Origin of the sequence: Parasphaerochaeta coccoides DSM 17374, from assembly GCF_000208385.1 — a bacterium.
In the GTDB taxonomy this organism is placed as follows: domain Bacteria; phylum Spirochaetota; class Spirochaetia; order Sphaerochaetales; family Sphaerochaetaceae; genus Parasphaerochaeta; species Parasphaerochaeta coccoides.
In genome coordinates, this window is the sequence record NC_015436.1 from 1,188,326 (window position 1) to 1,201,692 (window position 13,367).

The 13,367-nt window shown below is 46.3% G+C and carries 11 protein-coding genes; 1 reads left to right on the forward strand and 10 read right to left on the reverse strand.

Features of this window, described 5'->3' with window-relative positions; genetic code table 11:
• Positions 1 to 6 precede the first annotated feature (6 nt).
• Complete coding sequence (locus tag SPICO_RS05310) at positions 7 to 1,257, reverse strand: radical SAM protein (protein WP_013739651.1); 1,251 nt, start codon at positions 1,255 to 1,257, stop codon at positions 7 to 9.
• A gap of 96 nt (positions 1,258 to 1,353) precedes the next feature.
• Here SPICO_RS05310 and SPICO_RS05315 point away from each other — a divergent pair, with 96 nt between their 5' ends.
• Positions 1,354 to 1,770: a secondary thiamine-phosphate synthase enzyme YjbQ gene (locus SPICO_RS05315; RefSeq protein WP_013739652.1), complete on the forward strand. Its 417-nt coding sequence runs from the start codon at positions 1,354 to 1,356 to the stop codon at positions 1,768 to 1,770.
• A gap of 169 nt (positions 1,771 to 1,939) precedes the next feature.
• Here SPICO_RS05315 and SPICO_RS05320 read toward each other — a convergent pair whose 3' ends face one another.
• The 9 genes from SPICO_RS05320 to SPICO_RS05360 form a co-directional block, all read right to left on the reverse strand.
• Complete coding sequence (locus SPICO_RS05320) at positions 1,940 to 2,929, reverse strand: ABC transporter permease (protein ID WP_013739653.1); 990 nt, start codon at positions 2,927 to 2,929, stop codon at positions 1,940 to 1,942.
• 2 nt (positions 2,930 to 2,931) lie between these two features.
• Positions 2,932 to 4,437, reverse strand: coding sequence for a sugar ABC transporter ATP-binding protein (locus SPICO_RS05325; RefSeq protein ID WP_013739654.1), 1,506 nt, complete (start codon positions 4,435 to 4,437; stop codon positions 2,932 to 2,934).
• A gap of 93 nt (positions 4,438 to 4,530) precedes the next feature.
• Positions 4,531 to 5,541, reverse strand: coding sequence for a sugar ABC transporter substrate-binding protein (locus SPICO_RS05330; RefSeq protein ID WP_013739655.1), 1,011 nt, complete (start codon positions 5,539 to 5,541; stop codon positions 4,531 to 4,533).
• 43 nt (positions 5,542 to 5,584) lie between these two features.
• On the reverse strand, positions 5,585 to 6,544 hold the full coding sequence (locus tag SPICO_RS05335; protein WP_013739656.1) for an NAD-dependent epimerase/dehydratase family protein: 960 nt from the start codon (positions 6,542 to 6,544) through the stop codon (positions 5,585 to 5,587).
• Positions 6,537 to 7,262: a FadR/GntR family transcriptional regulator gene (locus tag SPICO_RS05340; protein ID WP_013739657.1), complete on the reverse strand. Its 726-nt coding sequence runs from the start codon at positions 7,260 to 7,262 to the stop codon at positions 6,537 to 6,539. Before SPICO_RS05340 ends, SPICO_RS05335 begins: the two co-directional genes overlap by 8 nt.
• Positions 7,259 to 8,029 (reverse strand): SDR family NAD(P)-dependent oxidoreductase, encoded by a 771-nt coding sequence (locus SPICO_RS05345; RefSeq protein ID WP_013739658.1) that lies wholly within the window; start codon positions 8,027 to 8,029, stop codon positions 7,259 to 7,261. The genes SPICO_RS05340 and SPICO_RS05345 overlap by 4 nt, the downstream gene beginning before the upstream one ends.
• Positions 8,030 to 8,043: 14 nt before the next feature.
• Positions 8,044 to 8,847, reverse strand: a complete 804-nt coding sequence (locus SPICO_RS05350; RefSeq protein WP_013739659.1) for a beta-keto acid cleavage family enzyme — start codon at positions 8,845 to 8,847, stop codon at positions 8,044 to 8,046.
• A 19-nt stretch (positions 8,848 to 8,866) separates the two neighbouring features.
• Positions 8,867 to 11,653, reverse strand: a complete 2,787-nt coding sequence (locus SPICO_RS05355; protein ID WP_013739660.1) for a M24 family metallopeptidase — start codon at positions 11,651 to 11,653, stop codon at positions 8,867 to 8,869.
• Between the two features lie 449 nt (positions 11,654 to 12,102).
• Positions 12,103 to 13,302: a pyridoxal phosphate-dependent aminotransferase gene (locus SPICO_RS05360; RefSeq protein WP_013739661.1), complete on the reverse strand. Its 1,200-nt coding sequence runs from the start codon at positions 13,300 to 13,302 to the stop codon at positions 12,103 to 12,105.
• Positions 13,303 to 13,367: the final 65 nt, after the last annotated feature.

Sequence of the window (13,367 nt, forward strand, 5' to 3'; positions counted from 1 at the left end):
ATACACCTAGAGAATGATGTATGGAAGGGCTTTTGAGAGGACAGTTGGAGGAACAGGCAACGAATTTAGGGAATATATGCCCTCATTCCTACGATGCATGACGATTTTCTTGGCATACACAGGGCCGATGCCGGGTATTCTGAGAAGGCTCTGTTCAGGTGCTTTCCGAACAGATACCGGATAGAATTCAGGATGCGTGTCCGCCCATATTTGCTTGGGATCCCGTGTCAGGTCAAGGTTTCCGTCTGGGGAAAATTGGATGTCAGCGAAGGAAAACTTGTAAATACGCATCAGCCAGTCAGCCTGATAGAGACGATGCTCACGAACCAGCAGGGAATCATCCCTGGCAGGAAGACTGGCAAGCTCAGGGAAAAGAGTAGCATTGGAACTCCAGTTTTGTGTAAACTCTCCTCCCCTTGTCTGCCTGTAATGCTCGTATTGTTCTCTACCCTTAAAGGACGCGTCCGACACATCCTCCCCGACCATCTCTCCGGGAATAGACGGATCCCCCAGTCCTCGTTGATAGGCGGAATAGTACAGCCTGTTCATTCCCATTTCGCCATAGAGTGTGTTGCAGTATGTCAGGATGTCCTTGTCCGTTTCATCCGAAGCCCCGACGATAAACTGACTGCTGGTCGTGACATGCGGATGGGTACCTTCCCGCGAGGTCTGGGAAAGAATGTATTGAAGTGGTTCAAGGATGTCCTGATGATAGTCTTTCTTATGTGTTAGACGGCGGAAATGCTGGGCTCCCGGAGTCTCGATGTTCAAGGAAACCGCCGACGCATACTTCATGGCAGCATCAATCGCAGGACGGGATGCTCCGGGGATGATTTTAAGATGAATATATCCTCTATAACGATACTTCTTCCGTAGGATTTCAGCTGTAGCGACCAAATCGTGCATCGTGCGCTCCGCGCTACCCATGACACCACTACTCAGAAATATCCCAATCAGTCGCCGCTTCCTGAGAAAATCCATGTAGAATGTCGCAAGTTCATCAGGAGTCATGATGACACGCTTGAAATCACGCTGGCAACGGAGGGGACAGTACAGGCAATCATTGGAACAAACATTCCCCAAGAGCGTCTTGAGCATGATGCCTGTGCCACCGGATGTGACTGTCACGGGATATAGCCAAGAATCACCGCCCAAGGAACGTTTTCTATGTTCATCCGGACGTTTCGTACCGCAGGCGCAAGAGAGATCATATTGTGCATCACGGGACAGAATGTCCAATTTTTCCTGTGTCGTCATACAATTATATTAACATATGTTAAGTATTTTAAGCAAGTATAAAATACCTATTCAGCGTAGAGCTGAAACCATGGTATCATTTTTTTGGAGGCTGTCATGAAAAGTTTCAGGAAAGAGTTATGGTTCAACATTCCCTCCCGCAGAGGATTGAAAAATATCACCGACACTGTTGAAAATCTAGTAAAAGAAAGTGGAATCAAAGAAGGTCTGGTACTGGTGAATGCAATGCATATCACGGCATCAGTCTTCATCAACGATGACGAGACAGGTCTGCATCACGATTACGAGAAGTGGCTTGAGAAGCTGGCTCCTGAAAAGCCCTACTCCCAGTATGAACATAATGGTTATGAGGACAACGCTGATGCGCATCTGAAAAGAACAATCATGGGTCGTGAGGTCGTAGTAGCTATTACCGATGGTCGCCTGGATTTGGGTCCATGGGAGCAGATATTCTACTTTGAGTTCGATGGTAAGAGGGACAAGCGCGTGCTTGTCAAAATCATTGGGGAATAAACAAACCAATGTCTTCTTTCGGGAAATTTATGATGTTCAAACGAATCATTGATTCATTCACAGCCTCTTCCTTATCTTAAGATTTACCCTTCAAAAATTTCCACTTTTGAAGGGTTTTTCATGTTGACAATACACTAATCTTTACCAGCAGGACTTTCCTAAAAAATCATCAGCTTCGTCCGGTTCTTTTACGGTCAATCAGAACAGCAATGATGATAATAGCTCCTTTGACAACCTGTTTATAAAAGGCTTCGACGCCCAACAAATCCATACCATTGTTGATTACTCCCAACAATAGCGCACCGATGACCATGTCACTGACAGTTCCAATACCCCCAGAAAAACTTACTCCACCAATGATGCAACCAGCAATGGCGTCCAATTCATAACCGGTAGCAAATGTCGGGGAAGCAGACTTGAGACGTCCAGCGTAAAGGATGCCGGCGATACCTAGTGTGATGCCCTCGAACAGATAAGCCAGAATCTTCACACGGTCAACGTTGATACCCGCGACTCTGGCAGCTTCTTCGTTACTCCCGACGGCATAAATATACCTTCCGAATGGCCGTTTATTCAGGATATACCAAGCCACGCCTATCACCATGATATACATAATCACCGACCAAGGGATTGGCCCCAGATTGGCCGTTCCCAAGTAGGTGAAGGCAGCAGGGAAATTTGCCACCGGCATGCCATGGGCAAAAATCAAAGCAAGCCCGCGACAAATACTCATGGTTCCCATGGTCACAATGAAAGCCGGGATACGTGCCTTAGCGATGATCGTCCCTGCAAACAGAGCAACCATGGTCGATGCAGCGATTCCGACAAGAAAACCAACTCCAGTTGGCAACGCCAGACCGAAAGCCCCGGTAGAAACCGTCAATCCTGACAAAATTCCCACCAACGCCAGAACACTGCCCAGACCTAAATCATTGCAACTCATAATGATCAAGAAACCAATGCCAATCGTAGCAATACCTATACCTGAAACCTGTCGCAGCATGGTCACGATATTGCCGATGCTCAGAAAATTCGGCCTTGCTATCGACAGAAGTCCCACAATGGCAATGAATCCGATTATGATGCCGTGACCTTGCAGAAACTGCCGTGCATCAAATTTTTTCAACTTTACTCCCAAATCCTTACCCTTTTGTTCCATTATTATACCTCCATCGGCCGGGTACTCACTGCCAAAGCCATGATTTTTTCCGCAGTCGCATTTTTTCTATCTAAAATCCCTGTCTGCATACCTTCATGAAGCACGAGAATTCGATCACTCATACCCAAAATCTCTGGCAGTTCAGATGAAACCATGAGAATTGCCTTGCCTGTACTAGCCAAATGAGACATCAGCCGATGTATTTCAGATTTTGTTTTTACATCGATGCCTCGCGTCGGCTCATCAAGTATGATGATGTCAGGATCAGCGTTCAGTACACGGGCTATCGCTACTTTCTGCTGATTCCCTCCTGACAGATTCTTACAGGGAAGTGAGTCGTCCGCATATTTAATTTCCAATTTTTGTGTATATTCACTAAGAAAATGATCTTCAATTTTTTTCCTGATAAAAAAATATTTCATGCACTTTTTCAACGATGAAAGTAGAATATTGTTGCGGATGGATAGTTTTAGAAACACTCCATTGCGCTTTCGATCTTCGGACAACATGACAATACCACGCTTGATAGCGTCCCCAGGAATGCGATTGACAATTTTTTCCCCTCTCAGGAAAATTTCGCCTTTGTCTGGCTTCCTCATACCAAAAATCGTTTCCACCAATTCGGTACGACCAGCACCCATCAGACCCGCAATTCCGAGAATCTCACCACTGTGTAATTCAAAACAAACATCGTTGAATTTGCCTGCAACGGAAAGATTTTCGACTTCCAAGACTGTATCTCCGATGTCAGTTTTCTGCTTCGGGAACAGTTCCTTTACCTCGCGATCCACCATATGACGGATCAGTTCTTTCTCCGAGATTTCACTCACGATACCGGTATGAATCAAATTCCCGTCGCGGAGTACCGTAACCCGTTCACAAACCCCAAAAATCTCATCCATTTTATGGGAAATGAATACTATGCACTTGCCTTGGTCACGTAATCGTCGAACCATATTCAACAGGTATTCTATTTCATTTCTACTCAACGCTGAAGTCGGCTCATCCATGATAATGATTCTTGCGTTGAGGGAAATAGCTTTGACGATTTCCACCAGTTGATATTTTGCAACAGTCAAATCCCTTATTTTTACCTTTGGATCCAAATCGACACCAAGTTCAGACAACAAGGCTTCTGAATCCTGGTACATCTTTTTATAATCGACAGCACCTGTTCTTGTCTTTGGTTCACGCCCTAAATAGATGTTCTCCATGACTGACAGAACTTTGACTTGGTTGAATTCCTGGAATATCATGCTGATTCCGGCATTTTGGGCGTCTTTTACATTCCGGAAAGAAATGTTGTTTCCATCCAGCAAAATATCACCGTCATCACTTTGATGAAGACCTATAAGAATCTTCATCAGTGTGGATTTTCCCGCGCCGTTTTCACCCACCAAGGCGTGTACTTCCCCACTCCTGAGAGTAAGGCTTACCTTGTTCAACGCGTGAACTCCACCAAAATATTTTGTTATGTTCTTCATTTCCAGGCATGTTGCTTTTTCCACCGAACATCTCCTTTTCCGCATTCACATGAATCATGAATGGCAACCACCACCAGAGTTCCGGATGGAGATTACCTCCATCCGGAAAAATCCTACCTAGAAATATTTAGCAGCCAGTTCATTCCTGAAATTAGCTTTCTGGATGTATTCATCGACATTTGCTCTCGTCACTGTCTGGAAAGGAATCAGGATTGTCTCGACTTTCTTACCCATGGCAGCTTCAATTGCCACCTTAAGGGCAGTTTCACCTTGCAATACAGCATCCTGCCAGATTGTGTTGTCAACAACACCAGCCTTAATCTTTTCAAGGACAGGCATATCAGCGTCAATACCTGAAAGCAGAACCTTACCGACCAGACCAGCGTTCTCTACAGCTGTAATCGCACCAACGAGAATACAGTCGGCATGTGCTGCAATCATGTCGATTCCTGGATCGTCGCCTTTCTTATAAATCTGAATCCAGTTTTCAACCAGTTGCAGAGCTTTTTCACCCGACCAGTCAGCAGTGTTCTGAACTACCAACTGAACCTCCGGATGCTTCGCGAGTTCTTGCTTGTACGCCTGTTCACGCAAAACTTGGGCGGAATGTCCGAGAACAGCATTAATATAAGCAAAACGTGGTTTTTCAATACCCTTTTCTTTTGCTGCTTCAAGTAGTCTTTGCATCTGGAGTATGCCTGATTCAATATCATCAGATCCGACGAACGCCGTTTCATTTTGACTGTTCGTTGACTGACTTAGCGTGATGATTGGGATGCCAGCGGCATGGGCGAAATCAACAGCTACCCCCGATTGAACTTTGTCAACCGGATTCAGGACAATTGCCGCTGCACCTTCTGCTACTGCGGTTTCTACCTGACGCAGTTGGTTGGATGCATCATCATCAGCAAATACGACACGAATGCTGACAGCAGGATGTGCCGTTTCCATGTATTGATGCATCGCCGCAACCTGGTAGCGCGGGAACATGCTCTGGCTACCTTGCATGACGACATAAATCAGCGGTAGATTTGACTGTTCCTTCTTGCCTCCCGCGAATAATACAGTTGGCATGATGACACATATGACAATCAAAATGATCATCATTTTCCGGGCGATAGTTTTCATATGAACCTCCCTTTATTTTCTAACCATCTAACAGATGGCTTTCTTAAATTTGTTCCCCTCGTACAATCGCGTTTCTGTAATATCCGGCACTGAGACGAATACCTTCCTCCAAAGATGTCCACGTCAATGAGCCAATGGCTTTTTCAATTGCTCCGGTATCCTTGTGTCGGGGGAATGGTAAAGAAATATCCTTAAAAGTAATTTTGCCCTTCGATTCCGGAATAGCCGCTCCGATGGCATCGACGATTCTTTTCATGTCAACCGTACCGCCGCCAGCATTGTAGACCTCCGCCCCTGTGAACTCAGCATCTGCTGCTGCGACAAAAATTTTGGCCACATCATCAGCAAATTGGAATTCGCATTCCCCGCCATAAGAAATTTCATACGTTTCCCCTTTGACGGCCGCCTTGATAGCAGCTGTCGGGGTAGATGTCATTCCTTGGTCACGCAATGGTCCATATACAACGAATGGGCGTATCCCAATGCTACTGATTCCTAAATCCTGCCAATAGACTTTAGCCTGCCATTCGTTTGCCTGTTTATACACACCATAGAACGACCGAGGAATCAGTGGTGAATTATGGTCAAACTCGCCATTGGCATAATCGGAAATATCACCATAAACCGCTGTACTGCTTGAATACACAACCTGTTTCAATCCAACGGCTTGTGCTGCTTCAAAGACATTGACAGTTCCTTCAACATTGACACGGGCTCCCAAAGCAGGATCTTTTTTACAAAATGGCATCTGCATGGCCGCCAAGTGAATGATTTTTTGTGCCTTGCTCTCTTGCAGTACTCTTTTCAACAAATCCAAATCTGTGATGTCACCTTCAATGACTTTTATTTTTGCAATATCTTCCGGTTTCATAATCAACGAAAGCTTTCTTAATTTGTCGGGGTTACGCAATAATGCAAAAACAACATGACCGGCTTCAACCAGATTTTTTGCGACCCAACCGCCAATGCAACCGCTAACGCCTGTGACAAAATACTTACTCATTTTTCTCTCCTTCCGTCGTCAGCAGTGCATGTTCGACATTGGCAATATGTTCTGCCATGCTAGCAGCCACCGCATCCTTATCTCGATCTCGAAGGGCTTTTAGAATCTTACGATGATCTACCATTGTGTTCCTTCTGATGTCTGGAATGGCGTTGGACTTCTCTCTGATTAATAAGGAAAGCTTGTTTATGGATTGCATGAAAATAGGAATAATCCGATTCCCTGCCGCTTTCAGGATTATTTCGTGCAGTTCCAGATCTTTTTCATAAAAAAGCTTTTCATCATCCAGATTCTGTTCTGATACACGAATGTTCTCCTCGATGGCCGCCAATTGCTCGTCGGTGATATTATTTACGGCCATACGCGCAATGGCGGACTCAAGAATACGTCGCGCTTCATAAAGATCAACGTACAGGCTGGAATCCAAATGAAAGACAATATCCAGGTGTTCAATCACCTGTTCCGGTTCCAGCCTTTTTATATAAGTTCCAGAACCTTGGCGGATATCGATGATGTTCATGATCTGGAGAGCCTTCAGTGCCTCCCGTAGAATCGGACGGGAAACACCAATCAATTCACACAGTTGCCGCTCCGGAGGCAGCCGGTCTCCAACATTCAGACTTTGTTGTTTAATCAGCATGATAATATTTCCCACAATTCTCTCCACGGTACTGGAGCGTTTTATAGTGGAAAACGTATATTTCTCATTGCCGTTCATTTTGCTACCCATCCACAATCCACCAACAAATCAGAGCCCGTGATGAATGACGCTTCATCGCTCGCAAGGAAATAAATTGCCGTAGCAATCTCGGATGGATCCGCCCAGCGATCGAAAGCCTGTTCCGCTTCTCGCAGACGCTTCACGTCTTCAAAACTTTTGCCGGTACGAGTCGCTTCAAGTTGGATATCACTACGCAACATCGGCGTATCCACGGAACCCGGACTGACTGAATTAATCCGGATATTCCACTTTGCCGCTTCCCATGCGATGCTCCGGGTAAAAGAGATTACGGCTCCTTTGGTCGCGCCATAGATGGCGTGCTCGGTCTGCCCGACATGACCGGAAACAGAACCAAGGTTTACAATTGAACCTTTATTCTGACGTTTCATCACCGGAAGGACATATTTATGCATGAGGAAAGTACCTCCGATATTTACCTCGGCGACTCTGAGAAACTCGTCATATGTCGTTTCTTCAAGTGGTTTGACGACAACAATACCGGCATTGCAATTCAGCACGTCAATGCGCCCATACCGGGTGAGGGTTTCTTCTACGAATGCCTTTACATCCGTTTCACGGGATACATCACCGGAAAACCCAAAACTTTCCGCCCCGTTTTTTCTGAGTTCGTCTTCTACTTCCTTGATTGCCGTATTTTTATCAATCATGGCAACGGCATACCCGTTTTCAGAAAACTTTTTTGCAGCCGCGCGGCCAATACCGCTGGCCGCCCCTGTTATCATAGCAACACGAATTTCTTTCATCATTTCCTCCCGCCTCACTTTTTAACCATCATTGGAATACCCGTCATTTCCCGTGCTTGGGCAGGAGTGGCAACAGGTCTTCCCAAAGAGCGGGAAATATCAGCTATTTCCTTGACTAATTCATGGGTTTCAGCAATTTTTCCATTCTGCAAGTATGGCCAATCTTCGGTACCGACACGAACGTTGTCCCCGTGGATGATTGCCGATACAAGGATATCCATCTGCTCCTTGCACATGATGCTGACAGTAATTACACAATTTTCGGGCATAAGGCTTTTGCGGTAGAGGTATTCTTGCACCGTCGGAGGAGACCATGTTCCACCCGGCCATCCAAGGAAGAACGTCGTGATATACGGAGGGTCAAGCAGACCTTTCTCAATCAGCTTATTCAAATTCCATATGGAACCCGGATGCCAGATTTCCCATTCCGGCTTTACACCATACTGACGACAGGCAACGGCATATTCCTCAAGTTCAGCCAACGGGTGCAGGAGATCACAGTTTACCTGTGTGAAAGCTTCAGCGTGATGGTTGGCTATGATGGAAACCATATCACTCTTCTGCTCGAACAATTCTATCCTTTCCTGCAACGGGATGCTGGACATTCCACTTTGGATGATGATATCACTGGCATTCCTGACACCATTGATTACTTCACTCCATTGTCCTTCCGCATGCGTATGCAGGACAGACGCGCCCGCCTCACGACAACGAACCGCTTCCGTTATAATCTCATCGGCTGTGCGAGGATAGGTGACTTCGGAATTTAACCAGCAGATATTCGGCGTAGCTACGATGACTAAAGGTTTCTTATTCATGGGATTCTCCTATTTTTTTTCAAACTCTCAAAATATTCTTTGGCATGGTCGTCATCTTACGGCAACCTGTCTTAGTGACGACATAGCAATCTTCAACCCCAATCAACGCTCCTTGATAAGGTTCCCAGGCTTCAATCTCAAAAACCATATTTTCTTCAAACGGACGGTCAATCTGCCCAAGAACACCAAAGATATGCTGATCTTCACATTGCAGTCCTATGGAATGTCCAATGCTGAAGGCAATACCATCAGGATAGGTCGTCTTGTACCAGGACAACGCTTCATCACTGAGAGCTTTCATGTTCACTCCCGGAGTAATCCGTTGTTCAAAATAGTGTTGGAATTCCAAAAGTCCTTCAATTAACTTGTCAGCTTCGGCTGATACATCGCCAACTACCACGTGTTGGTTGATGTCCGCAACATATCCTTTGTAGATACCGCCGAAATCCAAGCGGACTATCTCACCCTTACGAACAGCGCGACCGGTTCCAGGAGCCTCAGGATCAGAATCTCCGATAGTCAATGTCAAGTGATCCCAATCATCGGCTCCATGTCTGATCAAAGATTCTTTCGCCGTTCTCAGGAGTTCCAGGTCAGTCACCCCTTCCTTCACAATGGCAATCGTATCCTTCAGGGCTTGTTCAGTGATTTCAGCCGCTTTCTCCAGATACTCTATCTCCAGCGGTGTTTTTACCAGCCGCATGTCCTGGAACACTTCATCGGCATCAATCAGTTGTACTTTGATTTTTCCTTCGGTCAACGCATCGATGAGATACTTGGGAGCAGTAGTCTCCACTCCTACCCGCTTACCTGCAAGTCCCCACTCCCGAATCTTCGACTGCAAAGCCGCGCCGACTTCCGCCTGACTCTCAATACCGACAGTGTCACCGAACCAGCTGTGGAATCCAGCGCTTTTATACACATCCCAGTGAATAAGCGTCCCTTCTCCCTCAGCGCGAATCATTGCTAAGTTCGGATATTGATTATTCAGCGCAAGCAGAATCGGGTTGTCCGCGCTATGCAACAACGGCAATCCGCTCAGATAGTAGACGTTCATGGGAGATGCGGCAATCAACAGACTAAGATCATAATCCTTCATCAGTTTTGCCGCTCGTTTTGAGTCATACCCTATGGGATTCACTTTTTTCACCTCCGGTAGGTTTTTATAAATTGGAATTGAAGGGGCTAAACGTTCCAGAATCTCAATGGTTCTTTCTTCGTCTGCCAATTTCTCGATTTCCGCCGTATCAACAGGTCGTCCTTCAATATGGGAAAGATACCCTGCATGAATTGCCGTAATGACATTCATCGCCTGTTCAGGAGTAAATTCCGGTTCTTTGTCTTCCAAGATGCATCTGGCAAAATGGGCATCGGTCTCGCGTACCGAAATAGTATAGTATTCTGGAAACGGCAGGTGTTCGACTTCGGGTTCTATCCATTGCTGGACTTGGTCTCCCATTTTTTCATCGAAAGAGCAGAGACGTACGGGTTTCGTCCATGCATGATTTTCAAGCAAGGTGCCTTTTGTCCCGTATACTTCCATGCTGTTGTAAGGAATTGTTTTCTGAGTGAAACTGACAACAATGTCAGCGATGGCCCCATTCGCATAATTTGCAACAGCTACAGCGTTATCTTCGGCTTTCTCAGGCAGAAAAACGGCCTGTTTTGCCAATACTCCGGTAACTCTGCTGACTTTTGACCCAAGTATATAATCGATGGTAGCAAATTTATGAGCCGCCATGTCCATCAGTGCGCCGCCACCTGCTTTGATGGGATCTCCCTTCCAGAAACCGCTTTTACTGAGGCCATGAATTTCATTGACCCCTTCATAAGCTCTCACCATCAGCACATCGCCAATCAAACCTTTGGCCACGATTTCATGCATGGCGACATGGGCAGGAAGGAAACGATGGTTCTCGGCAATCATGAATTTCACTCCGGCGTCCTTGCATGCCTTAATCATCCGGCGACAGCCTTCCACGGTCGTACCCATAGGTTTTTCACAGAGTACATGCTTGCCAGCGGCAGCGCATTTCTCGACCATTTCCACATGATAAACATGAGGAACCATTACCAGGACGGCATCGATTCCCGAAGCAAGCATTTCATCGATGTTTTCATAGGGAACCATGACGCCGTCCCGGTAAGTCAATGCCATTTTCTTCGCATTTTCATAATTGCGGTCATAAATACCTGTATAAGCAATCAGAGAAGATCCCCGGTCACCATTACTGTGGAAATGGAATGCTTGTCCTCCACCTATGACTCCGAATTTCACCTTGCCGGAATAGTCCATCTTCTTCTGAGCTTCTTTCAAAGACTGTACGTCGTGTACCAGGAACTGATTGAGAAAAAGCTCAAAGACACGTTGAAAATCCATGGCATCAGGGCGATTCCCTGTATATTTTATATATCCTCCCATTTGGGCGACCGATGAATATAAAACGCCTTTTACCAGGTCATACAACGTTTCCTTATTCACATAAAAGATAACTACCGGCGGCTTAGTCTTGATAGGACCCATCGTGGCTTTGCAATTCCCCTGACCAAATTCAAGGGAAAACACTTCGTCACCTGGCTCCGCGCCCTCATGAACAAGATCTGTACTATTCTTGATATTGAACTGGAAGGATTTTCCTTCAAGGATACGCATTTCGTAACGCAGTTCTTCCACAGAAGTACAAACTTGTGCAAAAAGACCGAAACCGTTTTTCAAATCCGAAAAGTCAAGTCCTGACTGTCCAATGCCGGTATCCGCAGACAGCGGCTTATCAACCGAAGCATCCTTTCTTAATCCTGAGTTCATATACGACCCCTTTACACATATGATGCTGAATCATGGTGAAAAAACATAAAAGGTTAAATCATCTTACCAATTTATCCATATCCTAAATCTGATTCCTTAGCCTGTCAACGAAAAAAAACAAGTATTTTTTACCAAATACGGAATCATGAAACAACAAGGAAAATGTCGCAAAACCCAAGTCGTCATTATCAACGGCATCTCGGCCTTGAGACAAGGAAACAGAGATATTTTGTTCCGAGTTCGATGAAAAAAAGAGACGAGTGAACGTTTTGAGTATCCAATGCTATTTTTGTATCTTGATACAGAAGTCCTTGAATTTTAAAAGTATCTCTCACATTTTTTATGAATGATACATTCTCACCGGACATGACCGAAACATATGTATCATGGATATCATATGTTTCAAAGTCAGTACCTGTCCGGGGAGAGGTAAGTTCATAGGGTTGCGTTCATGACATGTACTTCTTCCGATATGCCGCCAGTCCAGCTTCAAGGCAATCCGCCGCTGCCGCAAGGTCTCCGGTGTTCAGGACATATGCCAGGCGAGCCTGTTTCCGACCGATGCCTTTGGTCACATAGAAATCCTCGGCGGGAGCAAACATCGTCGTGCTGCCATCATGACTGAAATCTTTGAGCATGAAGATAGCGAATTTCTCCGCGTCGTCGACAGGAAATTCGACGACCAGATAAAAGGCTCCAAGAGGTTCACTCACCCGGATGTCGGGAATTTTTTTGAGGCGCGCAACAAAGAAATCACGACGCTTCTCGTACTCTTTCTTCACGTCTTCCAGATACGTGGCCGGAGCGCGGAAGGCTGCGCAGGCTACGTATTGCTCCACCTCCGGGGGACAGAGGCGTGCCTGTGACAGCTTGAGCGCCGAGTCCCGCACTTCCTTGTTTCGTGTGATAAGGGCGCCGATACGGGCTCCACACATGCTGAAACGCTTGGAGAAACTGTCTATGCAAATCACCCTGTCTGCATATTCCGGATATGCAAGGACGCTGATGAAGGTTTTGCCGTCATAGCAGAACTCCCGATACACCTCATCGACAATGAGGAAAATGTCATGACGACGGCACATCTCCAGTAAGGCAGTCAGTTCTTCAGGAGAATAGACATGTCCAGTCGGATTGTTAGGACTACAAAGCAGGACGCCACGGGTTCGGGGAGTGATTCTTTTCTCGAACTCGCCGATATCAGGCAGGACGAAGCACTCATCCATCGTACTCGTCACCGGAACGAGCGTCACCATAGCGATGTTGGCGAAGGATGCCACATTGGTATAATACGGTTCAGGGATGATGATTTCATCGCCTGGATCGCAGAGCGTCATGAAAGAAAACTGGATTGCCTCGCTTCCTCCGGTTGTAATCAGGATGTCGTCAGATGTGATACCGACGCCAAAACGGTTGTAATATTCCGCCCAAGCCTGCCGCAGGTCATCCCTCCCCTCGCTGCTGCCATAGGCAATGATGTCGTCAGGGAATGAAGAAAGTGCGGCAAGAGCCTCTGCCGGGGTCTTGATGTCGGGCTGACCGATATTCAGGTGGTAGACATGAATACCCCGCTTCTTTGCTTCACGGGCATAGGGGACGAGACGGCGGATCGGGGAACACTGGAAACCGGAAATTCTGTGGGACATCTGCATGGCGCAGCTCCTGTTGTACATTGGTGGTACAATCGTATTAGGGTATGATACCTGGGAGGTTCCCG

What these genes read in the sequence shown, in the direction of transcription:
- SPICO_RS05310 (WP_013739651.1), bottom strand. Translation starts at nt 1,257, where the DNA reads ATGACGACACAGGAAAAATTGGACATTCTGTCCCGTGATGCACAATAT.
- SPICO_RS05315 (WP_013739652.1), top strand. Translation starts at nt 1,354, where the DNA reads ATGAAAAGTTTCAGGAAAGAGTTATGGTTCAACATTCCCTCCCGCAGA.
- SPICO_RS05320 (WP_013739653.1), bottom strand. Translation starts at nt 2,929, where the DNA reads ATGGAACAAAAGGGTAAGGATTTGGGAGTAAAGTTGAAAAAATTTGAT.
- SPICO_RS05330 (WP_013739655.1), bottom strand. Translation starts at nt 5,541, where the DNA reads ATGAAAACTATCGCCCGGAAAATGATGATCATTTTGATTGTCATATGT.
- SPICO_RS05335 (WP_013739656.1), bottom strand. Translation starts at nt 6,544, where the DNA reads ATGAGTAAGTATTTTGTCACAGGCGTTAGCGGTTGCATTGGCGGTTGG.
- SPICO_RS05340 (WP_013739657.1), bottom strand. Translation starts at nt 7,262, where the DNA reads ATGAACGGCAATGAGAAATATACGTTTTCCACTATAAAACGCTCCAGT.
- SPICO_RS05345 (WP_013739658.1), bottom strand. Translation starts at nt 8,029, where the DNA reads ATGAAAGAAATTCGTGTTGCTATGATAACAGGGGCGGCCAGCGGTATT.
- SPICO_RS05350 (WP_013739659.1), bottom strand. Translation starts at nt 8,847, where the DNA reads ATGAATAAGAAACCTTTAGTCATCGTAGCTACGCCGAATATCTGCTGG.
- SPICO_RS05355 (WP_013739660.1), bottom strand. Translation starts at nt 11,653, where the DNA reads ATGAACTCAGGATTAAGAAAGGATGCTTCGGTTGATAAGCCGCTGTCT.
- SPICO_RS05360 (WP_013739661.1), bottom strand. Translation starts at nt 13,302, where the DNA reads ATGCAGATGTCCCACAGAATTTCCGGTTTCCAGTGTTCCCCGATCCGC.